Source organism: Cobetia sp. BL01, assembly GCF_056493605.1.
Map to the genome: position 1 here is coordinate 512,047 of NZ_JBVBEE010000001.1, position 24,053 is coordinate 536,099.

Consider the following 24,053-nt stretch of genomic DNA (forward strand, 5'->3'; position numbering starts at 1 on the left):
GTTTGCATGTCATTGGCGTCCTGCCTGGTGATCAGTGCTGCCGGTCTTCAACAGGCACTGACCGCCAGCACCTTCACGGCGGCACTGGCGGACGGAATCAATCCAGCTTGCTCAGATCACGCACGGCGCCCTTGTCAGCCGAGGTCGCCAGCAAGGCATAGGCCTTGAGCGCGGCGGAGACACGACGATTGCGCTGGATGCTCGGCTTCCAGGCATCCTTGCCGCGCGCATCCATCGCTTCACGACGCGCATGTAGCTCGCTATCGCTCAGCTGGACATTGATGGTGCGATTGGGGATGTCGATCAGGATGGTGTCACCGTGCTCGACCAGGCCGATGGCGCCACCCGCCGCCGCTTCCGGAGACGCATGGCCGATGGACAGGCCAGAGGTACCGCCGGAGAAACGACCGTCGGTGAGCAGCGCGCACGCCTTGCCCAGTCCCTTGGACTTCAGGTAGGACGTCGGGTAGAGCATTTCCTGCATGCCCGGACCGCCCTTCGGCCCTTCGTAGCGGATGATCACGACATCGCCTTCCTTGACCTTGTCGGCCAGGATGTCTTCCACCGCCTGATCCTGAGATTCGCAGACATAGGCACGGCCTTCGAAGACGAGGATGGAATCATCGACGCCTGCCGTCTTCACCACGCAACCATCCAGCGCGATGTTGCCGTAGAGCACGGCCAGGCCGCCCTGGGTGGAGAAGCAGTGATCGTAATCGCGGATGCAGCCCTGGGCGCGATCACCATCCAGGCTCGGCCAGCGCGCGCTCTGCGAGAAGGCGGTCTGGGTCGGGATCCCCCCCGGACCTGCACGATAGAACTCGATCACCTCATCGGTGGGCGAGCGCATGATGTCCCACTCTTCCAGCGCCGCAGACAACGAGTCGCCATAGACGGTCGGCACCGAGGTATCCAGCACGCCGGCGCGGTCCAGCTCGCCCAGAATCCCCATGATGCCACCGGCACGATGGACATCCTCGATGTGATACTTCTGGGTGTTCGGCGCCACCTTGCACATCTGCGGCACGCTGTGGGACAGCTTGTCGATGTCGGACATGGTGAAGTCGACACCGGCCTCCTGAGCGGCGGCCAGCAGGTGCAGGATGGTGTTGGTCGAGCCCCCCATGGCGATATCCAGCGTCATCGCGTTGGCAAACGCCGCCCGTGAACCGATGGCACGCGGCAACAGATGCTCTTCGTTGCCTTCGTAGTAACGGCGTGCCAGCTCGACGATACGATGCCCGGCGTTCTCGAACAGGCGACGACGATCGGAGTGAGTCGCCAGCACCGTACCGTTGCCCGGCAACGCCAGACCCAGCGCTTCCATCAGGCAGTTCATGGAGTTGGCCGTGAACATGCCCGAGCAGCTGCCACAGGTCGGGCAGGCGCTGCGCTCGATCTCGGCGACCGTCTCGTCGTCGACGCTGTCATCGGCCGCGATGACCATCGCATCGACCAGGTCGAGACCGTGGTCCAGCAGCTTGGTCTTGCCGGCTTCCATCGGGCCGCCGGAGACGAAGATGACCGGAATGTTGAGGCGCATGGCGGCCATCAGCATCCCGGGGGTGATCTTGTCACAGTTGGAGATGCACACCAGCGCATCCGCACAGTGGGCATTGACCATGTATTCGACGCTGTCGGCGATCAGGTCACGCGACGGCAGCGAATACAGCATGCCGTCGTGCCCCATCGCGATGCCATCGTCCACCGCGATGGTGTTGAATTCCTTGGCGACACCGCCGGCCTTCTCGATTTCGCGCGCTACCAGCTGCCCCATGTCCTTGAGGTGGACGTGGCCGGGCACGAACTGGGTGAAGGAGTTGGCAACGGCGATGATCGGCTTCTGGAAGTCACCATCTTTCATGCCGGTGGCGCGCCACAGGGCGCGGGCGCCGGCCATGTTACGACCTGCGGTGGTCGTACGGGAGCGATACTCTGGCATGGTGTCCTCGTCAATGATGCTTGGCCACTCTCCTGTGCAGAACGATCGACGGAGAACATCCCCTAGCGCGGGGCTTGTCCGGGTGATCCTTCGCACGGGAGTGGCTTCTGTTTTGATCAGGCTGCGCTTCGCTTGTGAAAAGACGCAGACCTAGTGTCCAGTGGAGATGCGGGGCATGTGAGCCACCGCTATCTGCCTGAGCTCAATTCTGTCATGTCCCGCCCCTGCTTGCCTACCAGATAGCATCGCATGTACGCGGCGGCAGCGTGAAAGACGCCGCGATGGCTCCCGAACGTTGAATGCCGCAACTCCTAGCGTGGGTTTCCCACGAGAGGCGCTGTTTACACTGGAAGACGACATATCAGGCAGTGTCAGACATCCCTCAAGGAACAGGAGTCATCCATGGCCGGAAAATTCGTCATCACCCGCGGCAAGGACAGCAAGTTCTATTTTGCACTCAAGGCCGGCAACGGTGAAAAGATCCTGCAGAGCCAAGGCTATGCCGACAAGCGCGGCTGCCTGAACGGCGTGGAATCCGTGCGCAAGAACGCCGCCGAGGAAAAACGCTTCACGAAGGAAGTCGCCAAGGATGGTCGCTTCTATTTCACGCTGCTGGCCGCCAACAGCCAGCAGATCGGCCGCAGCCAGATGTACAAGTCGGAATCCGGCCGCGACAACGGCATTGCCAGTGTCGGACGCAATGCACCGGAAGCCGCCGTACTGGAACAGCTCGATACCGCCTGAATGCCCGCGAGCGTGACGTCTGCATGCACACGACGCCCCACGGAAAAGCAGAAGCCCCGCCGTGCGTTGTCAGTGGCGCGGCGCGTTGTCGCTGTCAAAGACCACTCGTGCCACATCCGCGTAGCGGGCCGCGAAGTGGACGATCATGCCCTCCTTCAGATAGTCCGGCAGCTCATCATAATCCCGCTGGTTGGCCTGTGGCAGGATCAGTTCGAAGATGTCACTGCGGCGTGCGGCAATGACCTTCTCACGGATACCGCCCACCGGCAGCACCTGTCCGGTCAATGTCAGCTCACCGGTCATCGCCAGCCCCTTGCGCGGCGCCTGATGCCTGGCCAACGACATCAACGCCGTGGTCATGGTCACGCCAGCGCTCGGGCCATCCTTGGGTGTCGCCCCTTCCGGCACGTGCAGGTGAATGAAGGATTCATTGAAGAAGTCAGCCTCGGCATCGTAGGCCTCAAGATTCGCCAGGGTATAGGAATAGGCGATATTGGCCGATTCCTGCATCACTTCCCCAAGCTTGCCGGTCAGCTTCAAGCCACGCGTCAGGCCGTGCACACGTGTGGCCTCGATGGGCAGGGTCGCGCCGCCCATGCTGGTCCAGGCAAGCCCGGTCACCACGCCTTCGCCGGCCAGGACCTTCTCGCGACGGAAGATTGGCGCCCCCAGGAATTCCTCGAGATTCTTGACCGAGACCTTGACCGTCGGCAGGTCCTCCTCGAGCAGCTTGACCGCCGCCTTGCGCACGATGCGGTGCAGCTGCTTCTCCAGCTGACGTACGCCCGCCTCGCGAGCATAGCCCTCGATCACCTGACGCAGCGCGGCGTCACTCAGATTGATGCGCTTCTTGGGAATGTTGTCGCGTGTCAGCAGCTTCGGCCACAGGTGATGCTTGGCGATCGCCATCTTCTCTTCGGCGATGTAACCGGAGAGGCGTATCTGCTCCATGCGGTCCAGCAGCGGCCCCGGGATGCTATCCAGCGTGTTGGCGGTACACACGAACAGCACCTTGGACAGATCGAGGCGCACGTCGAGGTAGTGATCGAGGAAGTCGACGTTCTGCTCCGGGTCCAGCACCTCGAGCAGCGCCGAGGCCGGATCGCCCTGGAAGGACTGCCCCAGCTTGTCGATCTCATCCAGCATGATCACCGGGTTCTCGACCTTGACCTCCTTGAGTGCCTGCACCAGCTTGCCGGGCATGGCGCCCACGTAGGTACGGCGATGCCCCTTGATCTCCGATTCATCGCGCATGCCGCCGACCGAGAAGCGATAGAACTCGCGCCCCAGTGCCTGGGCGATGGAGCGCCCGATCGAGGTCTTGCCCACGCCGGGCGGGCCCACCAGCAGCAGGATCGAACCACCGACATCACCCTTGAAGGTGCCTTCGGCCAGGAACTCGATGATGCGTGATTTCACGTCATCCAGCCCGTCATGGTCGCGATTGAGCACCTTGCGCGCATGGGCGAGATCCAGCTGGTCGGTGGAGGTGATGCCCCAGGGAAGCGAGGTCAGCCAGTCCAGATAGTTGCGCGTGGTGCCGTACTCCGGCGAGCCGGTCTCCAGCACCGAGAGCTTGTCGAGTTCATCGTCGATGCGCGATTGCACCCGTTCGGGAACCTTGAGCTCATCGAGGCGTCCGCGGAAGGTATCCACATCATTCTCGCGATCATCCTTGGAGATGCCCAGTTCACGCTGGATGACCTTGAGCTGCTCACGCAGGAAGAATTCACGCTGATGCTTTTCCATCTGCGCGTTGACCTGCTGGGAGATCTCGGTCTGCAGCTGGGCGACCTCGATCTCCTTGCGCAGCAGCGGCAGTACCTTCTGCATGCGCTCCATCACCGGCAACGATTCCAGCACCTCCTGCAACTCCGGCCCCTTGGCCGAGGTGATGGCAGCGGCAAAGTCGGTCAGCGGGCCGGGTTCATGCGGGCTGAAGCGATTGAGGTACTGCTTGAGCTCTTCGCCGTACAGCGGATTGATCGGCAGCAGCTCCTTGATGCCATTGATCATCGCCATCGCGTAGGCACGTGCCTCGTCGCTCTCGGCATCCACCGGCTCGCGCGGGTAGGTCACCTCGACCAGATAGGGCGGCTTGCGTGACAACCAGCGGGTGATCCGGAAGCGGCGCAACCCTTGAGCGATGAACTGGACCTGATCCTGGCCATCTTCGGGCTTGTGGACACGCACTGCCGAACCGATCTCGGGAAAATGCTCAGCCCCCATCTCGTCGACTTCGACATCACCGACGAAGGCCAGCCCCACCGCGTGGTGTGGCGTGTTGCCGACCCGCTCCATGGTCTCTGCCCAGCGCTGCTTGTTGATGACCAGCGGCTGGACCTGAGCCGGAAAGAAGGGACGATTGTGGATCGGCAGCAGGTAAAGGCGCTCAGGTAGCTGATCACCACTGGGTACCAGCCCACCAGCCCCCGGGGAATGCTCAGGCTCTTCCTGACTGGCATCTTCAAAACCGGACAGAACGTTGTCGTGATCGGAGGTATCTTCGTGACGTGACATGCAACCCTCGTGAAACCGGGCCTCGGTTGAGGCGATCATCTTCACCAATGTGGTCTGTCGTGCACTTTATCAAGTACTGTCGGGCACTTGTCTGACGGGATGCCTGTCTATCGGCACCGGTTCGCCACCTGCCGACGGATACGACAAGGCCCGCCAGAAGGCGGGCCTTGTCAGCTGTCCAGCACGATGGCAGACAGAAGGGGACGGTCAGATCCGAAGGTGGCTCAGCCACCTGTGAAAGACAGGCCAGCTCAGTCTGGCTGGCTCAGTCAGGCTGGCTCAATAGATCGGCTTGCCATTGACGAGCAGCGCATCCCCATCGATGGTCAGCACCAGGTTCTTGTCAGCGGAGTCCGGCGGGATGCCCGCCATCATCGCTAGCATCGGCGGCACATTGCGGAATTCGAAACGTCCACTCATGCGATCCAGGAAGGCACGCTGCCCTTCGATGGTCTGCAGTTCGGCGATGCTCAGATCGGTCATCCCGGCCCCATCGAGAATCAGCTGCCCCTCACCCTGCATGTCGACACCGAAGACTTCGCTGCGCGCCTTGAGGGACTCCAGCGTCAGACGAGGAGACGTGCTCAGCATGGTGAACAGCGGCGCCTCGACCTTCTCGAGCATGGCGACCTGCTGATCTTCCGTCAGCTCTTCAAACGGCTTGCCGGCTTCTTCCAGCAGGCCCTGCAGCTGAGTGATGAAATCATAGACCGCCGCGCCCTGAAGACGGTCGATCGACAGCGCCAGACTGCCGCTGGCCATCTGCTGATCACCGGCACTCACGTCCTGCACGGCCAGCTTCATCAGATAGCGAAGCTCGGTCGGGTCGAGCCGCGTCTCGCCGGAATAGCTGATATCGGTCGCCACCACCGGCGGCTGCCCCATGCCATTGTCGATGGTCAACGTATCCAGCTCGATCTTGTCATCCTGGCGGAAGTCGTTGTCCGCACCACGATAAAGACCGTTCAGGCTCAGGGTACCGACGCTGATCTTCTCGTCACCATTGGTGATCTCGAAGGGAGAGACCTCGCCGTCGACGGTGATCTCGGGAGTATCACCGCCATCGTGTGACGCCGTCAGCTCGCCGCCCTTGAAGTCGAAGCGCGTGCCGCTTTCCGGGTCCTGCCATTCAAAGACAGGCAGTGTCACCGTGGTATCACTGGCACCGCTGAAATTGTCGACGCTGCCGTCGAAGGCGATGGCCTTTCCATCCCCGATGACCTCGGAAAGCACATCGCGGGCCGGTGTACCGTACTGCAGCTTGATGTTGCCCTTCATGCTGGTGGAGAGCAGGCCATGACCGGCTTCATAAGGCAGCACGACACGCACGGGCCCTTGCTGCTCCCCCGTGGCAAGCTCCATCTTGAGTCGACCGCTCGAGTCGAACCAGCCGCTCTGCACGTCATCGCGGCTGGCCTTGATGTCGGCGCTGCTGTCGAGCTCCGCGACCATTCGCGCCATCTCGTCTTCGAAACGCTGACTGGAATACGCCACGCCACCGACATAGCCGGCAGCACCGATGACGACGACAGCCGCCGCAGTTACGAGTCCCTTGCCCATCGTTGTTATCCCTTGTTTGTCATTGTTGAAGCGTCACACCCACCACGCAGTGCCTTGCTTCCTGTTCAATGCAGCCACAGCCATAGATGCATGGTCGACCAGGCGAAGATGCCGGCGAAGATGTCATCGAGCATGATGCCGAATCCCCCCGCCACACGACGGTCAGCCCAGCGGATCGGCCATGGCTTGAGAATGTCGAAGACCCGGAAGACCACGAACCCCCAGAGGGCAGCCTGCCATGAAAACGGCACGGCGACCATGGTGATCCAGTAGCCGACGAATTCATCCCAGACGATGCCGGAATGATCGTGGACGCCCAGATCCTTCGAGGTGCGATCACAGATCCAGATCCCGAGAACGGAGGCGGCCACCACGATGGCGATGTAGGGCCAGAGCCCCAGTCCCGCCATCATCCAATAGAACGGAATGGCGGCCAGGGTGCCGAAGGTACCGGGCGCGAAGGGCGCCGTGCCACTGCCGAGCCCGAAGGCCAGGAAATGGACGGGACGACGCCAGACACTGGCAGGTGCACGATTCATGAGCTCACCTCCGTGGCATCCGCCGGCGGGAAGTGCTGCCAGCTGCGTCCCGCGGCAGCCTGCTCGACCCCTTCCTGCTCGAGGATGACACGCGGCTCGCTTCCCTCCACTGCCTGCATGCGCCCGATGACACTCAAGGACAGATTCAGGGGGCGCAGCGCGTTGATGGCGCTCTCGAGATGCTCTTCCGGCATCGTCAGCAGCAACTCGTAATCATCACCGCCATTGAGGACCGCCTCGCGCGCGCCCTGCTCGCCCAGCGCCGCCATCAGCTCCGGCGCCAGCGGCAGTTCGCCAAGCTCCAGCGCCGCCGACAGCTGACTGGCACGACAGATGTGTGCCAGGTCACCCATCACGCCATCGGAGACATCCAGGCCCGCACTGGCCAGCTGGCGCAGTGCGAGGCCCGCCTCCACACGCGGCTCCGGACGCAGATAGGCGGCCAGACACGGGTCCAGCACATCCCGCGTGCCGGACTGCCATGCCTTCAGACCGGCATGCGCCATTCCCGGTGCGCCCGTGATGACCACCAGGTCGCCTTCACGGGCACCATCACGTCGCAGGATGGGGCGGGATACGCTATCCGGGTGGCCTGCATCCTCCAGCACCAGCGGCAGCTCGCCATGCACGGTGATCGTGATGGAGAGCGGGCCGCGTGTGACATCGCCCCCGACCAGGGCGATGCCATGACGTTCGGCCAGCGCATGGAAGCCGGCAGCGAAGCCATGCAGCCAGTCCTCGTTGACCTCCGGCAGCGTCAAGGCCAGCAACGCCCAGCGCGGCGTCGCCCCCATGGCGGCCAGATCGGAAAGATTGACCGCCAGGGCGCGATGCCCGATCGAGGACGCCGGAGCATCCGGCGGGAAGTGAACGCCCGCCACGGAGGTATCGACACTGATCGCCAGCTGCATGCCATCACCGGCGGCGAGGAGCGCACAGTCGTCACCCGGCCCCAGCAGCACGCCCGGTGCCCCGGACAGATCGCGCTGGAAGTAGCGGGCGATCAACTCGAATTCGCCCGGCATGTCAGCGCAGGCGGGCCTGGGTCACCTCGGCGCTGCGCAGCTTGACTGCCAGCTTGTCGAGGATCCCGTTGACGTACTTGTGACCATCGGTGGCACCGAAGGTCTTGGCCAGCTCGACCCCTTCGTTGATGGCGACACGGTACGGCACTTCCATGCGCTTGGAGAGCTCGTAGGCGCCCAGACGCAGGATGGCCAGCTCGATCTCGTCGAGATCCTGAAGACGACGATCCAGCAGCGGGCTGATGCTGGCATCCAGCTCTTTCTGGAAACGCGGCACGTTGTGCAGTAGCTCATGGAACAGCGCCTGGTCAGCGATGCGCATCACCTCGACCCAGTTCTCGTGCAGCTCGACATCGTCATCGACCTGCTGACCGCGAAACTCGGCTTCGATGGTGGTCATGCTCTTGCCGGTCATCTGCCACTGGTAGATGCCCTGGACCGCCAGCTCACGCGCGGCACGGCGTGCCTGCTGCTGCTTGGACGGCTCACGCTCGGAACGTTGCTGACGTTCGCTCATGCATCACCTCCCATGGCCTTGAGCAGCGAGACCATTTCCATGGCGGCCATCGCGGCTTCAGTGCCCTTGTTGCCGGCCTTGGTGCCCGCACGCTCGATGGCCTGCTCGATGGAGTTGACCGTCAGCACGCCATTGGCCACCGGCGTGTCGAACTCGAGCTGCAGACGAGACAGGGCGGAGTTGCATTCACCGGCGACATATTCAAAGTGCGGCGTGCCACCACGAATCACCGCGCCCAGCGTGATGACGGCGTGCGGCTTGACCTTGGCCAGCACGGCCTTGACGGCCAGCGGGATTTCCCAGGCGCCCGGCACGTGGATCAGGTCGATGTTTTCCTCATCGACGCCGTGGCGTACGAGGGAATCGACCGCGCCTTCCACCAGGCTATCGACGACGTGGTGGTTGAAACGCCCGACGACGATGACGTAACGGCCATCGACATTGGTGAAGGTGCCTTCGAGTTGAGCAATCGGTTGCATGGTCAGTCCACAATGCTAGCGCCCCGGCGAACCGGGGCGGAGATATCAATCATACCGGGAGCGACGACCGCGACTGGTCCCCACTCCCGCCATTTGGGTAGTGCCGGGGCCTTATGCACCCACGGTGTCTGTGCCACTGGCCGCGTCATCACTGCCGATCAGCTCGACCACTTCGAGGCCGAAACCGGACAGCGCAGAGAACTTCCACGGCGAGCTGAGCAGACGCATCCGGCCGACGCCGAGATCCCTGAGGATCTGGGCACCGGTACCGGTAGTCAGATAGTTGCCCGCACCATCGGATTCGTTGGTGCGCGGCGTACGACGTCGTCCGAGGAAGACATCGAGACGTTCCTTGTAATCCTGTGAATCACTGCCGGTGTCCAGCAGCACCAGCACGCCCGCATCAGCGGCAGCGACCTGTGACAGTGCATCATGGAGCGCCCAGCTGCTGCTGCCCGGCTGACGCAGGGTCAGGAGGTCACGCATCGGGTCCTCCACATGCACACGCACGGTGGTCAAGGCGTCAGGCGTCGGCGTGCCCTTGACCAGCGCCAGATGGTGACGGCCCTGGATGCGATCGCTGAAGCAGTGCAGCGTCAACTCGCCGAAAGCCGTCTCGACCTGCTCGCTGTCCAGCACTTCCACGGTCTGTTCGTTGTGGATGCGGTATTCGATCAGGTCCGCGATGGTGCCGACCTTGAGATCATGCTCGGCGGCAAAGCGCTCGAGCTCCTCACGACGCGCCATGCTGCCGTCGTCGTTCATGACCTCACAGATCACGCCGGTCGCGCCAAAGCCCGCCATGGAGGCCAGATCACAGGCCGCCTCGGTGTGGCCGGCACGACGCAGCACGCCACCCGGTTCCGCCATCAGCGGGAAGATATGCCCCGGCTGGACGATATCCTGCGGACGGGCGTTGCGGGCGGCAGCCGCCTGCACGGTACGTGCGCGATCAGCAGCGGAGATACCGGTGGTGACGCCTTCGGTGGCTTCGATGGAGAGCGTGAACTTGGTGCCGAAGCCGGAACCGTTGGCCTGCACCATCAAGGGCAGCTGGAGCTGCTCGCAATGCTCACGCGACATCGGCATGCAGATCAAGCCACGCGCATGACGCGCCATGAAGTTGATGTGCTCGGCTGTCACGGCTTCCGCGGCGATGATGATGTCGCCTTCGTTCTCACGATCCTCGTCATCCATGAGGATGACCATCTTGCCCTGCCGGATATCCTCGACGAGTGCTGCGATGCCTGATAGCGCCATGCTTGCTCCACATTTCGGACCGCGCCGACGGTTGCCCGGCCCACGCGTGTTATCAAAAAGTCGGGCGTCAGGGTACCCCGCCACCCGGTTTTGCGCCAGCGCCCCGCGACGCCACTGTCGCCAGACAGCGGCAAGTCCTTGCGCTGGCAGGCAATTTCTCTCAGTCAGTTCAGCCGAAAGGGTCGCCGTTGTCGGGCACTGCCGTGATGCGCCAGTCGCGCCCCACGGCACGAATCTCGCGGATCTCGACCCGCCGCTGCTGCGCCATGTGCTCGAGTCCGGGCAGGGCCAGCAACGGACGCGCCTCCCCGCCCAGCAGCGTCGGCGCCATGAACAGCTGCATCTCATCCACCAGTCCGGCACTGAGCATGGCACCGGCAAGCACCGCACCGGTCTCCAGCAGGACCTCATTGGCCTGCTCGTGCTCGGCCAGATGGCGCAACAGCGCCTCGAGATCCACACGCCCCTCCGGGCCCGCCGGCAGCGCCAGCACCTCGGCGCCGGCCGCTTCCAACAGTCTGCGCCGTTCTGCCTGAGCCGCTGTCTCATCCGCGACACAGACCACCAGGGTTCTGCCATCCTGCTCAAGGATTCGCGCCGCCAGTGGCAGGCGCAGATGCGTATCCACCACCACGCGCAACGGCTGACGCGCCACCAGCGCCTCGAGCCCCAGCGGATGCGCCTCCAGCCCCAGCTGCTCGGCGCGCACGTTGAGGCGCGAATCATCGAAGATGACCGACTCGATACCGCTCATCACCACGCTGGAGCGTGCGCGCAGTCGCTGAACGGCGCTGCGCGCTTCCGGGCCGGTGATCCACTGGGATTCACCGGAGGCCATCGCGGTGCGACCGTCCAGACTCATGGCCTGCTTGAGACGCACGAAGGGGCGCCCGCGCTCCATGCGCGACAGGAAGCCGGGATTGAGCGCACGCGCCTCCTGCTCCAGCACGCCCACCGTCACGGCGATGCCAGCGCCCTGAAGCATGGCGATGCCACGCCCGGCGACCTGCGGATTCGGGTCCCGCATGGCGATCACCACCCGCGAGATGCCCGCCGCGATCAAGGCGCGTGAGCATGGTCCGGTTCGCCCGGTGTGCGAGCAGGGCTCCAGCGTCACGTAGGCCACGCAGCCCAGGGCTCGCTCACCGGCGGCGGCCAAGGCGTTGACCTCGGCATGCCCTTCCCCGGCGCGCACATGAAAGCCGGTGGCGATCACCTTGTCAGTGACGGGGTCGACCAGCACGCACCCGACCCGTGGATTGGGATGGGTGGTGTAGCTTCCCAGGCGCGCAAGGCGCAAGGCATGCGCCATGTGGCGAATATCGCGACCAGGCTCCTGGCCGACTGCGGTGTCATGAGAGGTGAGGGACATGCAATACCTATCGGCGTGTGACGACAACATGGACCGGCCCGACAGTCGGACCGCAGGACGGTCGGGCGATGCGCGGATCAGGAGCGGCTGTCTTCCTCGCCGGGCAGGAAACTGGGCTCCTGGGCGAGGCGGTCGATCTCGGCACGGAATTCGTCCAGATCCTGAAACCGGCGATAGACGGAGGCAAAGCGGATATAGGCGACCTGATCCAGCCGCTTGAGCTGCTGCATCACTTCGTCGCCGATCCGGCGCGCCTCGATCTCACGCTCCCCCGTGGCGCGCAGACGCTGACGGATACGCTCGACAGCCGCCTCGATCAGCTCCGAGGAGACAGGACGCTTCTCCAGCGCGCGCAACATGCCTGCCCGCAGCTTGTGCTCATCGAAGCTCTCACGGGAACCGTCACCCTTGACCACTCGCGGCATGACCAGCTCTGCCGTCTCGTAGGTCGTGAAACGCTCGCCGCAGGCCGCGCACTGGCGACGACGACGCACCTGGTCACCCTCGACCACCAGCCGGGAATCCGTGACCTTGGTTTCATGAGTTCCACAGAAGGGACAGTGCATTGTTGGGAGCCTGCTTGAGTGCGAGGTGGCGGCGTTGCGTACTTCGGCTTCCGGTACTGCCGAGCAGCGTCGGGCCACGGCAGCACAGCCGAAAGACATGGAATGGGCGCCATTGTAACCGTTAAGACTCGTGCACGGGAGCCTATGTCAGTCAGATCCTATCTGCGTTAGCCTTGAGGAGCGGAAGAGGAATCCGCATAGACTCCCGAGAACCGAGGCCGGCGAGAAACTCCCACAAGGATGCTCGCCACATGAGTGAATGATCTTCACGACCAAGTGCTTACTAATGACGCAAGGAGACGCGACATGGGAATCATCGCCTGGATCATCTTCGGACTGATCGCCGGCATCATCGCCAAGGTCATCATGCCCGGCAAGGACCCCGGTGGCATCATCGTCACCAGCATCATCGGCATCCTGGGTGCCGTGGTAGGGGGATGGATCGGCACGCAGCTCGGCTTCGGAGATGTCACCGGCTTCAATCTGGCAAGCTTCGTCATCGCCGTGCTCGGTGCCATCATCCTGCTGATCCTGTATCGAGTCGTTCGCAGGTAGCCCGCGACCCGCTCGCAGGCACTTCGCGAGCACTTCGCTAGCAGTGCGGGTGGGCCTGATCGGCTCCATGGCCTGACAGGAGCTGATCACATGGCTTTCCCCGCCGGTTTCACCCGCCATGACTCGACGACGGCCAGCCTGCACCAGTGGGCTGGCCGTCGTCTTGCATGGTCAAGTCACATGCACTGATGACTTCGAGGACCGCTCATGCCCGACATGCCACCTCCCGATCCTTCCACCTCTTCCTCACACGCCGCTCGACCGGGCCCACGCTCCCTGTCACACCCGCTCTCGAACGATGCCTTCGCCCGCCACGCCGAGACGCTGCTGGCGGTGATCTATCCCGAGCGCAAGGATGAGGTGCTGCGGCGTCTCGAGACACTGATGGAGCTGCATCGTTCGCGTCTTGCCCCCCGGGTTCCCGAGGGCGAACCGCTGTGGAGCGAACGCGATCAGTGGCTGATCACCTACGGCGACAGCGTGCAACAGGAAGGCGAGGCCCCGCTGGCCACCCTGAATGACTTCCTCGCGAGCCGTCTGGGTGACTGCCTCTCCGGGGTGCACGTCCTGCCCTTCTTCCCCTGGAGCAGCGACGACGGCTTCAGCGTCATCCACTACCGTGAGGTCAATCCGGCCCTCGGCGACTGGCAGGACATCCAGCGTCTGAGCGAGCAACGTGACCTGATGGCGGACCTCGTCATCAACCACTGCTCGCGGGAATCGCTGTGGTTCGCCGATTATCTGGCCGGCGTGCAACCCGGCCGCGATTACTTCATCGAGATGGACCCGGAAACGGACGTCTCCAGCGTGGTGCGACCACGCCCCTCGGCCCTGCTCACGCCGGTGCATACCCGTCGTGGCCTGCGTCATCTGTGGGCAACCTTCTCGGATGACCAGATCGACCTCAACTTCGCCAACCCCGACGTCCTGCTGGAGTTCATCGGTATCCTGCTCTATTACCTCGAGCAGGGCGCGCGCATGATCCGCCTCGATGCCGTGGCCTTCCTGTGGAAGCGTCTGGGCACCTCCTGCGTGCATCTGCCGGAGACGCATGCCGTGGTCCGCCTGCTGCGCGCCATCGTGGATCATCTGGCCCCCGGCAGCCTGCTGATCACGGAAACCAACGTGCCCCACGCCGAGAACATGTCGTATTTCGGCCTCGACCGCCTTTCCGAGCAGGACCTGACCTCTCTCGAGGGCAGCGCCCAGGCCGATGAAGCCCACATGATCTATCAGTTCACGCTGCCGCCGCTGACTCTGCATACCCTGACCTCCGGGGATGCCAGTGCGCTGACCGAGTGGGCCGCCAGCCTGCCCTCTCTGCCGGCGGGATGCAGCTACTTCAACTTCACGGCCAGCCACGATGGCATCGGCGTGCGTGCGCTGGAAGGCCTGCTGCCGGACCATGAGCGCGATACCCTCGTGCGACTGGTGCACGACTTCGGTGGCTACGTCAGCATGCGCGCCAATCCGGGACGCGCCGACACCCCCTATGAGCTGAACATCAGCTATTTCGATGCCCTCAAGGGCACGCGGCGTGGACGGGACCCGTGGCAGATCGAGCGCTTCATCGCCAGTCAGACCCTGATGCTGAGCCTGCAGGGCATTCCCGGCCTCTATCTTCATTCACTGACCGCCACCCCCAATCACCAGGAAGGGGTCGAACGCGACGGGCATCTGCGCGCCATCAACCGCCGCAAGTGGCAGCGCGATGAACTGGAAGCCCTGCTGTCCAGCCCCAACACCGCGACCCATGAGGTCTTCCATGCCTTGAAGCGTCGCATGACGCTGCGCCGCGAGGAGCCGTGCTTCCACCCCGATGCCCATCAGCAGGTGTTCGACCTGGGGCCGGACTTCTTCGTCTTCGAGCGCGTCACCCACGAGGGACGCCGCCTGCTGTTCGCTCTCAATGTCACCGACCAGCCGCGTGTGCTGCCCTTGCCGGAAAGCTGGCAGGGCCTCGCATTGACCGACCACCTGTGTCATGACAAGGCCTTCGACCCCGCCATGGCGCGCCGCCCCTATCAGGCAGCCTGGCTGATGGAGCAGTCGGTGCGCCCACCGGCCATCGAGGTCGTCTGACCTGACGACGTGCCCGCCAACGACAACGGGGCTGCCAGTGGCAGCCCCGTTGTCGTTTTACCTTCCCGTGTCTGCCGCAACGTGCGTGACCCACGTGAGCGGTTGGTGAAAGGTGTCGTTACTGGTTGTCCAGCTCCACCGCTTCATGCATGCGCTCGAGCAGGTCCGGCACCGCGGACTGCACCCGGTTCCAGCTCGGAATGAAGGGCTTGTCACGCGGGTTGTCGAGGAAGGCGCTGCCGGCATCCATGATGTTGGCGGCGAACAGCTCCACTGCCGCTTCCTCGCTGTGACGATCCACCGTCAGGCCATTCATGACGGCGTCGTTGTAATAGGTCTCGATCAGATCCAGCGCGATGCGATAGTAGGTCGCCTTGATGGTGCGGAAAGTCTCGCCATGAATCTCGACCCCCAGCGTCGCCAGCTTGCGATACATGGCCTTGGCGATATCCAGACTCATGCGATTGAGGCCGCCCAGCGCATCTTCCTCGGACAGCGGCTGATGCTTGTGATCATAGGCATCGGCGATGTCCACCTGGCACAGACGCTTGGTGGAATAGTTGCGATGCACCTCGGACAGCACGCCGATCTCCAGCCCCCAGTCGCTGGGGATGCGAATGTCCGCCAGCACGTCGGTGCGCATCGAGAACTCACCGGACAGCGGATAACGATAGCTGTCGAGATAATCCAGATACGGCAGCGGGCCATAGACCTTCTTGAGCGCACGGATCAACGGCGTGACCATCAGACGTGCCACGCGACCATTGAGCTTGCCCTGGGCGATGCGCGAATAGTAGCCCTTGCAGAATTCGTAGTTGAACTGCGGATGGGCGACCGGGTAGATCAGACGCGCCAGCAGGCCGCGATCATAGGTGACGATATCGCAGTCATGCAGTGCCACCGCCTCGGCGATGCCTGATGACTGCACGTAACCGGAGCAATACCAGACGTTGCGCCCCTTGCCGGCCTCCATCGGTGCCAGACCATGCTCGGTCAGCTCATCATCCAGTGCACGCAGGCGCGGCCCGTCGTTCCACAGGATACGGTGATGCTGTGGCAGGTGAGAGAAGAACTCCTTGGCATGCTCGAACTGGTCGCGGTCGGCACGATCCAGCCCGATCACGATCTCGCTGAGATACGGCACCTGCGCCAGCTCATCGACGATGTGCTTGAGCGCGGGGCCTTCCAGCTCGGAATACAGCGAGGGCAGAATCAGGCTCATCGGCCGCTTGCGGGAGAAGCGCATCAGATCCGCTTCAAGGTCCTCCACCGGACGGTCGGTCAGGTTATGGAAGTTGGTGATGATGCCATTCTGGTAAAAATCGCTCATGTCAGCTCCTTGTCATACCGAAGACACGCATCAGGCAGGCGTCAGGCGCGCAGGCCTCTGGATGTCCATTCTTCCGGCTGGCCATTGGCCAGCCAGTGACGTAATCCCTCGACCCATCCCTGCGGCCCGGGGTGATTGGCGCGAAAACAGCGGCGTTCATCCGCCAGTAGCGGATACTCGGCAAGCTCCCGATCGCGCTGTGAGGTATCACCGACGCCGGGGATCAGGACAGCGTTGTCGACCGCGGCCAGCAATGGCAGGTCATTGGCGCCATCACCGAAGCCCAGTGTCCAGGGACGCACCCGCTCACAGAGCCGGTAGCGCGCGATCAGATAGCGCGCCGCCACCCCCTTGTCAGTGTCGCCCGTCACATGATGGAAACGCCCGCCCCGCGTCAGCTTGAGGCCATGGCTGGCCAGGCGCGTGCGGAACTCCTCGAGGCGCTCCGGCGCGTCCTGCCATACCAGCGGTTCACTGGCATCACGCTCCCCCGCCAGCGCCGCATCCGCCTCCCCCAGCCCCGTCAGCTCGCTGATTCTTGCCACCGACATCGCGGCAAAGCCTTCAAAGGCGAACTCCTCCCTCAATTCCTTCAGCACCTCGAGAATCGCGCGACGCGGCATGGCCACCGCGATACGGCACAGGCCGTGCGCATCCGGGGCACTGGCCTCCTCCAGTGGATAGGCACTGAGCCAGGAGGCCGGCAGCGCCACGACGCCTCCGTTCTCGGCGATCCAGGGCTGACCCGCCAGCCCCAGCGAGCGCATCAAGGGCGTGAGTTCAGCCGCGGTCTTGGAGGTATTGGGCACGACCCAGGCGCCGCGAGCACGCAGGCGGGTCAGCCAGCTGCGCGCCGGACCCGGCGAGTAATCGTGATGGTCCAGCAGCGAGCCATCCAGGTCGGTCAGCAACAACAGCGGTGCTTGAGTCTCTGACATGTGAACTCTCCTCATGAAGTGCTGCAGCGTGCCAGGCATCCCCGCGGTGCGGTCTCGTTGCGCCAGGCAAGCCTGCCAAGAGCATTGCAGGGAATGTGCCAAGATGGTGCAGTCGCAATGACAGTCTGGCCTCTCAACTCTCAACTCTGATTCACTGCCGGCTTGCTTGCACCAACAATGAGCACAAATCCCCTGATGCATGTCGCGTCGCCACATTGCAGCGCAGACCTGTCGTCACGAACGACGACGCCCTCGCATCTGCGAGGGCGTCGAGTCTTCGGCCATCAGCAACATCTGTTGAGACTAGACCAGCCACAGTGACAGTTGCGGCCACAGCAGCAACATCGCCAGCACGCACAGCTGGATGGCGATGAACGGCAGCAGCGAGACGAAGATATCCTTGAGACTGATGCCTTCCGGTGCCACGCCTTTCAGATAGAAGGCGGCAGGCCCGAAGGGAGGCGACAGGAAGGACACCTGCATGTTGACCGCGAACAGCACGCCGAACCATACCGGGTCATAGCCAAGTTGGATGATGATCGGCACGAAGATCGGCAGGGTCAGCATCGCGATGCCGATCCAGTCGAGGAACAGCCCCAGCAGCAGCAGGATCGCCATCATCACCATGATGATCGCCAGCGGCGGGATATCGAGGCCGAGAATCATGCTCGACACGAAGCGGTTGCCGCCCATCAGGTTGTAGACCCCGACCAGCGCCGCCGCCCCGATACCGATCCAGATGATCATGCCGCAGGTGTTCATGGTCTGGGACAGCGCACGCTGCATCAGGGTGATGGAGAATTCACCCCGCAGCATCACCGCCACCAGCACGCCGAAGCTGCCCATCGCCGCTGCCTCCGTCACCGAGGCCACCCCACCATAGATGGAACCCAGCACCATTCCCGCGATGATCGCCGGCACGCCGACGGCCTTGAGCAGCTCACGCTTGCTCTGGAAGCTGGCACGCCGTTCCTCCTCGGGCATCACCGGCCCCAGCGCGGGATTGCGCAGGCAGCGGATCAGCACATAGAGGATATAGCTTGCCATCAGCACGATGGCCGGGGTGATCGCCGCGGTGAACAGATCGGCAATCGACTGGTTGGCGATCAGGCCATAGATGATCAGCACGATGGAGGGCGGCATCATGGTGCCCAGCGAGCCCCCGGCACACACCACGCCGATGGCGATGTGTTTGTCATAGCCGAGCCGGAGCATCTGCGGCAGCGCCAGAATCCCCAGCAGCACGATCTCGCCGCCGATGATGCCGGACATCGCCGCCAGGAAGAACGCCACCACGATGGTCTGGATCGCCACGCCACCCGGCAGGCGTCCGGCCATCACGCGCATGGCATTGAACAGGTCCTTGGCGATGCCGGAGCGATCCAGCAGCGAGGCCATCAACACGAACATCGGCACCGCCACCAGCGAATACTCGGTGACGAAGCCATAGACACGACTGGTGACCAGCGGCAGCGCCATCGGGCCGAACCAGCCGAAGGTGTAGGCCAATGCCACCAGCCCGGTGACGAAGGCCAGCGGCAATCCCGTGACCAGCAGCGCGAAGATGCCGCCGACCAGCAGCATGGTAGCCGTTGCGATATCCATCAGCGCTGCTCCTTGTCTGACGTGGTACGCGTCTCTTGTGCCGTGTGGGCAGCGGCGTCACTTTCCCCTTCGGGCGGACGGGGAGAGAAGAAGGTCTGGTAGAGATGCCACAGCGCCTGCAGGGTCATCACCGCCAGTGCGAACAGGATCACGCCCTTGGTCAGCGCCGGAAACGGCGGATTCCACGAGGTGCCGGAGCGCTCCAGCTGCCATTCGCCCAGCGGGCTGTGCGAGGCCCGCCAGAACATCACCCAGCCTGCGTAACTCATCGCCATGCAGAACACGAGCGTCATCACGTCATTGAAGCAGTCCAGCACGTAGCGAAAGCGCGTGCCGACCAGGTCGTAGAGCACACGCACGCGAATATGGCGGTTGTTGGCCAGCGCCGCCGGCCCGCCCAGCGCGAAGCTGGTCGCGACCAGGAAGATCACCGTCTCGTGGACCCAGGAGGTCGGCGAGTCGAGGCCATAGCGCATCACCACCTCGAACACGCTGATCGCCATCGCCAGCAATACCAGCCACGCCGCGGCGCGCGTGCCCTTGCCGACCAGTCGGTCCAGCGGCGTGCGCGTGCCCAGATTCGGGTCGTGGTCATCCGACGCCTCCGGCAGGCCCGGCGACGCCACATCATGTTCTGCCATATCGAATTCCTTGCTAACTGGCTTGCTCAAGGAGGATCGGCGCGCCCAGTGAGCACGCCGATCATCATCTCCTGCGTCTTTCCTGATCGTCTTGATCCTGTCGACGTCTCGCCCCGGCGACTCTTGTCACGCGGCCGATGACAGCGAGTGGACGCTTACATCAGGTTGCGGTCAGTGAGGAAGGTGACCACGGACTCGTAGACCTTGCCGGTCAGCTCGTTCTTCTCGGCCCATACCTTCCATTCCTGCTGGGCGATGCGACGGAACTTGGCGCGTTCTTCCGGCGCCATGTCGATCACCTCGATATCCGGATTGGCTCGCGCCGCGCTCACCGCCTTGAGGTCACGCGCCTTGAGGGTGAAGACCATGTCGTAGGCCATCGAGTCAGTCGCGGTCTCCATGATCGCCTTGAGATCCGCCGGCAGGCCGTCCCAGATGTCCTTGTTCATCGACACCGCCACCATCGGCAGCGAGTGGAAGCCCGGATAGGACGGGTACTTGGCGAAGCTGTGCAGGCCCTGGTCATCATTGGTGGCGAACACGGTGTAATCCGCCGCGTCGATCACGCCCTTCTCGAGACCGGTGTAGACCTCGGAGCCCGGCAGGTTGACGGGGGCTGCACCGGCCTTCTGGAAGATGTTGTAGACCATGCCTTCCGGCGCACGCACCTTGAGGCCCTTGAGATCATCGACGGTACGCACCGGCTTCTTGGAGACGAAGGACTCAAGCCCGGTGGCGCCTGCGCCGATCAGATGCACGCCGTAGGGCTCGACCAGCTCGTTGTAGAGCGCCTCACCGCCGCCGTGCTGCATGTACTCGAGATATTCCAGCGGATCCCCCCAGGCACCCACCAGGTTGCCCAGCATGCCGAAGGCCGGATTCTGGCCCGAGAAGTAGGACGGGTCCGTCAAGTGGCCCTGCAGGATGCCGGCGCTGACGGCGTCCAGCGTCTGGTTGGCCTGTACCACGGCATTGACCGGCAGGATCTCGATGGCGATGCGCCCATCCGACATGGTCTTGATGTTCTCGGCCCAGGCCTTCTTGACCTCGAACTGCGGCTCACCGGCCGTTTCCGAGGTCTGGAAGGTCCATTCGTACTCGGCCGCCCAGCTGGGTGCGGCCATCGCACTGGCGGCCAGCGCCGTGGAAAGGGCAAGCGCCTTGAGCGCGAAACGCCCGGAGGTGAGGGACGGACGGTGGGACGTGGTGGAATGCGGCATGGTGGAACTCCTGGCGTGTTGTTATGACGTGTTATGACGTTCTTTGGCGGAGGGAAGACGTGCAGACACTTCCCGGCGTGGCGACGCCCAGGGCGCGGGTCACTCTCTTGACAGGGGGGCGGAGAGACTGGGCAGCTGACCGAAACGACGCAGCAGCTCCAGCGGCTCCTGGGCGCGCCCGACACCGTGCGGCCCATCAGCCACCTCGGGCATGGCGAGCCCGAGATCGCGCCCGGTGCGATCCAGCACATGCAGGGTCGCGGCATGGGCCGCCTCCGGCTGGCGCAGACGAATCGCCTCCATCACCGCACGATGGCGACCGAGACTGTCGCCCAGCTCCGAGGCATTGTGATTGGAAGTCGCCACCAGCAGGCTGATCGAGGGCTTGAGCACATGGCCGAGCTGCGCCCAGATGACGTTGTGGGTCGCGGCGAAGATGGCGTCATGGAAGGCGATATCGGCGCGATCGAACTCCTCCATGGCGCTGCCGCCATGCACCGCCGCCGCCATGCCGTCGTAGGCCTGCTCGATGGCGGACAGGTCCTGGGCGGTGGCCTCGGTGGCCGCCAGTGCGGCAACGAAGGGTTCGATGGAAATGCGGAAGGCGTAGATATCCCGTGCCAGCTGCGGATGCGGCATCGCATAGCGTGTCATCCAGCCGGTGACGCGTGGGTCGAGCAGATGCCACTCGCTGAGCGGATTGACGCGCGTGCCCTGCCCGGTGGTGCGGGTCAGGATGCCGGCATTGACCAGACTCTGGATCGCGGTGCGTACGGTGGCACGGCTCTGGGCGTGCTGATCGCAGAGATCCAGCTCACGAGGGATCAGACTGCCCGGCGGATAACGATTCTCGAAGATGGCCTGCGCCAGCCATTCCGCCACATCGACACGGGCGGTGGTCGACGATTCACTGGCGGTCGCTGACGTTGGGGATGACGTGCTGGCGCGCGGGTGGCCGCCTGCAGCACTCTTGGGTGGCGTGGGCATGATCGAACGTTCCTTGATGGCGTGGCGCGTCAATTGTGGCTCGCTCACCTCCCTCGCAGGATGGGTCGCGGTGCGCTCTTGTCCGTCAAGGAATAGCCCATGTCAGACATGCCAACAAGACACCTTAGACCAAGGGTGAGACCCGACTTTGGTCACACCTTTACGCAACTCCATGTTGCGCAAGGATTATTCAACTTCACCAGACTTCGCGCCATCTTCGCTCATGTCGCGAACCGGACACGACCGATCATCACCGTTCGCTCGGCGCCGCTGTCGGCCACCACCGTTCTCACCGCGGCCTCGCCTGCCGCGCCGAAGCTTGCCGAGAGCTCGATCTGACTGACCCCCTGGGTGATCAGCTCACTGACCAGGCGCTCGGCCGCCTTGAGCGAGCCCAGTGTCGCGACGGAGAGTCGCATCTCACCGCTCCCCTGGCTGCTCAGCGAGGTATTGCCACTGTGCTCGACCAGAATCAGGAAGGCATGGTGCATAACGTCGTGCGTCTTCACGGCCATGAAAGTCTCCTCACCACGAGATGGATCACGCATCAAGAAGCCTAGCGTGTCCCCGCGAGCATCAGGACTGATCTTTCTGAGCGCTTGTGGACCACGGATCAACGACATGTCGCCCCGTCTGGACGTGAGCCGGGCACAAAAAAACGCCTGCCGCTTTCGCGACAGGCGTTCTCGAGCACCTCACTCCGAACCGGTGGCCAGCTCCCTCATGATGCGAACATCATGTGTCGGCGAGCGCCATCCGTCAGGTACTCAGGCGTAGACCGGCAGACGTGCACAGACCTCGGAGACCTTGGCCTGTACCTCGGCTTCGGCAGCGGCGGAATCGCCGGCGACCATCGCCTCGAGGATGTCGCAGATCCAGCCCGCCAGATCCAGACACTCCTGCTCCTTGAAGCCGCGCGTGGTGACAGCCGGGGTGCCGATACGCAGACCGGAGGTGACGAACGGCGACTGCGGGTCACCCGGCACGGCATTCTTGTTGACGGTGATGTGGGCACGACCCAGTGCCGCGTCAGCGTCCTTGCCGGTCAGGCCCTGCTTGACCAGTGACAGCAGGAACAGGTGGTCTTCGGTGCCGCCGGAGACGACTTCGAAGCCACGCTCCAGGAACACGGATGCCATGGCCTGGGCGTTCTTGACGACCTGCTGCTGGTAGGTCTTGAAGGACGGATCCATCGCTTCCTTGAAGCAGATCGCCTTGGCCGCGATGACGTGCATCAGCGGGCCACCCTGGCCACCCGGGAAGACGGCGGAGTTCAGCTTCTTCTCGATGTCGGCATTGCCTTCGGCAGACAGGATCAGGCCGCCACGAGGACCACGCAGGGTCTTGTGCGTGGTGGTGGTGACGACGTGGGCGTGGGGCAGCGGGCTCGGGTAGACACCGGCGGCGACCAGACCGGCCACGTGGGCCATGTCGACCAGCAGGTAGGCACCGACTTCGTCGGCGATCTTGCGGAACTCGGCCCAGTCGATGATCTGGGAGTAGGCGGAGAAGCCGGCGATGATCATCTTCGGCTTGTGCTCACGCGCCAGACGCGCGACTTCGGCGTAGTCGATCAGGCCGTTTTCGCCCAGACCGTACTGCACGGCGTTGTAGTGCTTGCCGGAGAAGTTCGGACGTGCACCGTGAGTCAGGTGGCCACCCGCGTCCAGGCTCATGCCCAGAATGGTGTCGCCCGGCGAGACCAGCGCCTGGAAGACAGCGCTGTTGGCCTGGGAACCGGCGTGCGGCTGAACGTTGGCGTAGGTGGCACCGAACAGTTCGCAGGCACGATCGATGGCCAGCTGCTCGACCTTGTCGACGAACTCGCAACCGCCGTAGTAACGCTTGCCCGGGTAGCCTTCCGCGTACTTGTTGGTCAGCTGGGAGCCTTGCGCCTGCATGACGCGGGGGCTGGCGTAGTTCTCGGAGGCGATCAGCTCGATGTGAGCTTCCTGGCGAACGACTTCGTCGTCCATGGCGCTCAGGAGCGCATCATCAAAACCGGCAATCTGCATGTCACGGGTGAACATCGGGTGTCCTCGCCTGAAGGGTGATGACGACAGCGAATTCCGGCGCGGCCGGATCGCCATCTAGGGGTAAGATCAGGACCAGCATGATACCTCAGCCGGCGGTCCGATTCACATGAATCAGCATCATTGTTAACGCAGGAT

Annotated in this window: 21 protein-coding genes; 3 read left to right on the forward strand and 18 right to left on the reverse strand. The window is 63.5% G+C overall.

Annotation, left to right across the window (positions count from 1 at the left end; all coding sequences use genetic code 11):
- Positions 1–97: 97 nt before the first annotated feature.
- The gene (ilvD, locus tag ACZYGA_RS02175; RefSeq protein ID WP_136938759.1) at positions 98–1,942 is read right to left on the reverse strand and encodes a dihydroxy-acid dehydratase; all 1,845 of its coding nucleotides are present in this window, start codon (positions 1,940–1,942) and stop codon (positions 98–100) included.
- A 402-nt stretch (positions 1,943–2,344) separates the two neighbouring features.
- Between ilvD and ACZYGA_RS02180 the strand changes: the two genes are divergently transcribed.
- Positions 2,345–2,686 carry a YegP family protein gene (locus tag ACZYGA_RS02180; protein WP_077374980.1) on the forward strand — a complete coding sequence of 114 codons (342 nt, stop codon included), beginning with the start codon at positions 2,345–2,347 and terminating at the stop codon, positions 2,684–2,686.
- A 69-nt stretch (positions 2,687–2,755) separates the two neighbouring features.
- Here the strand turns inward: ACZYGA_RS02180 and lon are convergent, their stop codons facing one another.
- The 9 genes from lon to nrdR all read right to left on the reverse strand — a co-directional run bounded on the left by lon (position 2,756) and on the right by nrdR (position 12,524).
- Positions 2,756–5,206: an endopeptidase La gene (lon, locus tag ACZYGA_RS02185; protein WP_404625030.1), complete on the reverse strand. Its 2,451-nt coding sequence runs from the start codon at positions 5,204–5,206 to the stop codon at positions 2,756–2,758.
- A gap of 279 nt (positions 5,207–5,485) precedes the next feature.
- Positions 5,486–6,766: a DUF945 family protein gene (locus tag ACZYGA_RS02190; protein WP_077374986.1), complete on the reverse strand. Its 1,281-nt coding sequence runs from the start codon at positions 6,764–6,766 to the stop codon at positions 5,486–5,488.
- A gap of 65 nt (positions 6,767–6,831) precedes the next feature.
- Positions 6,832–7,305: a phosphatidylglycerophosphatase A family protein gene (locus ACZYGA_RS02195; protein ID WP_077374989.1), complete on the reverse strand. Its 474-nt coding sequence runs from the start codon at positions 7,303–7,305 to the stop codon at positions 6,832–6,834.
- A complete protein-coding gene (gene thiL / locus ACZYGA_RS02200) occupies positions 7,302–8,330 on the reverse strand; it encodes a thiamine-phosphate kinase (protein ID WP_404625028.1) in 1,029 nt (342 codons plus the stop codon). The genes ACZYGA_RS02195 and thiL overlap by 4 nt, the downstream gene beginning before the upstream one ends.
- Before the next feature lies 1 nt (position 8,331).
- Positions 8,332–8,847: a transcription antitermination factor NusB gene (nusB, locus tag ACZYGA_RS02205; protein ID WP_084208057.1), complete on the reverse strand. Its 516-nt coding sequence runs from the start codon at positions 8,845–8,847 to the stop codon at positions 8,332–8,334.
- Positions 8,844–9,326, reverse strand: a complete 483-nt coding sequence (gene ribH, locus ACZYGA_RS02210) for a 6,7-dimethyl-8-ribityllumazine synthase (RefSeq protein WP_043331374.1) — start codon at positions 9,324–9,326, stop codon at positions 8,844–8,846. Before ribH ends, nusB begins: the two co-directional genes overlap by 4 nt.
- 111 nt (positions 9,327–9,437) lie before the next feature.
- Positions 9,438–10,586 (reverse strand): bifunctional 3,4-dihydroxy-2-butanone-4-phosphate synthase/GTP cyclohydrolase II, encoded by a 1,149-nt coding sequence (gene ribBA / locus ACZYGA_RS02215; protein ID WP_077374998.1) that lies wholly within the window; start codon positions 10,584–10,586, stop codon positions 9,438–9,440.
- 169 nt (positions 10,587–10,755) lie between these two features.
- Complete coding sequence (gene ribD / locus ACZYGA_RS02220) at positions 10,756–11,958, reverse strand: bifunctional diaminohydroxyphosphoribosylaminopyrimidine deaminase/5-amino-6-(5-phosphoribosylamino)uracil reductase RibD (RefSeq protein WP_404625026.1); 1,203 nt, start codon at positions 11,956–11,958, stop codon at positions 10,756–10,758.
- A gap of 77 nt (positions 11,959–12,035) precedes the next feature.
- Entirely contained in the window at positions 12,036–12,524 is a 489-nt protein-coding gene (gene nrdR, locus ACZYGA_RS02225; protein WP_077375003.1) for a transcriptional regulator NrdR, read from the reverse strand.
- Between the two features lie 306 nt (positions 12,525–12,830).
- On the opposite strand from nrdR, the gene ACZYGA_RS02230 reads away from it, so the two are divergent.
- Together ACZYGA_RS02230 and ACZYGA_RS02235 are read left to right on the forward strand one after the other, a co-directional pair.
- Positions 12,831–13,079, forward strand: coding sequence for a GlsB/YeaQ/YmgE family stress response membrane protein (locus ACZYGA_RS02230; protein ID WP_077375006.1), 249 nt, complete (start codon positions 12,831–12,833; stop codon positions 13,077–13,079).
- A gap of 207 nt (positions 13,080–13,286) precedes the next feature.
- A complete protein-coding gene (locus ACZYGA_RS02235; RefSeq protein WP_254696543.1) occupies positions 13,287–15,161 on the forward strand; it encodes a sugar phosphorylase in 1,875 nt (624 codons plus the stop codon).
- Between the two features lie 118 nt (positions 15,162–15,279).
- Here the strand turns inward: ACZYGA_RS02235 and ACZYGA_RS02240 are convergent, their stop codons facing one another.
- From ACZYGA_RS02240 to glyA, 8 genes are all read right to left on the reverse strand, one after another.
- Positions 15,280–16,491 (reverse strand): glycosyltransferase family protein, encoded by a 1,212-nt coding sequence (locus tag ACZYGA_RS02240; protein ID WP_404625023.1) that lies wholly within the window; start codon positions 16,489–16,491, stop codon positions 15,280–15,282.
- 41 nt (positions 16,492–16,532) lie between these two features.
- A complete protein-coding gene (locus tag ACZYGA_RS02245) occupies positions 16,533–17,429 on the reverse strand; it encodes an HAD-IIB family hydrolase (protein ID WP_404625022.1) in 897 nt (298 codons plus the stop codon).
- Positions 17,430–17,732: 303 nt separating this feature from the next.
- Positions 17,733–19,034 carry a TRAP transporter large permease gene (locus ACZYGA_RS02250; protein WP_404625020.1) on the reverse strand — a complete coding sequence of 434 codons (1,302 nt, stop codon included), beginning with the start codon at positions 19,032–19,034 and terminating at the stop codon, positions 17,733–17,735.
- Positions 19,034–19,675, reverse strand: coding sequence for a TRAP transporter small permease subunit (locus tag ACZYGA_RS02255; protein ID WP_136938765.1), 642 nt, complete (start codon positions 19,673–19,675; stop codon positions 19,034–19,036). The genes ACZYGA_RS02250 and ACZYGA_RS02255 overlap by 1 nt, the downstream gene beginning before the upstream one ends.
- Positions 19,676–19,830: 155 nt before the next feature.
- Complete coding sequence (locus ACZYGA_RS02260) at positions 19,831–20,895, reverse strand: TRAP transporter substrate-binding protein (RefSeq protein ID WP_191237535.1); 1,065 nt, start codon at positions 20,893–20,895, stop codon at positions 19,831–19,833.
- Positions 20,896–20,994: 99 nt separating this feature from the next.
- Positions 20,995–21,882, reverse strand: a complete 888-nt coding sequence (locus ACZYGA_RS02265; protein ID WP_404625019.1) for a FadR/GntR family transcriptional regulator — start codon at positions 21,880–21,882, stop codon at positions 20,995–20,997.
- Between the two features lie 221 nt (positions 21,883–22,103).
- On the reverse strand, positions 22,104–22,397 hold the full coding sequence (locus tag ACZYGA_RS02270) for a DUF6506 family protein (RefSeq protein WP_404625018.1): 294 nt from the start codon (positions 22,395–22,397) through the stop codon (positions 22,104–22,106).
- 252 nt (positions 22,398–22,649) lie between these two features.
- Positions 22,650–23,912, reverse strand: coding sequence for a serine hydroxymethyltransferase (glyA, locus tag ACZYGA_RS02275; protein WP_077375029.1), 1,263 nt, complete (start codon positions 23,910–23,912; stop codon positions 22,650–22,652).
- Between the last annotated feature and the right edge of the window lie 141 nt (positions 23,913–24,053).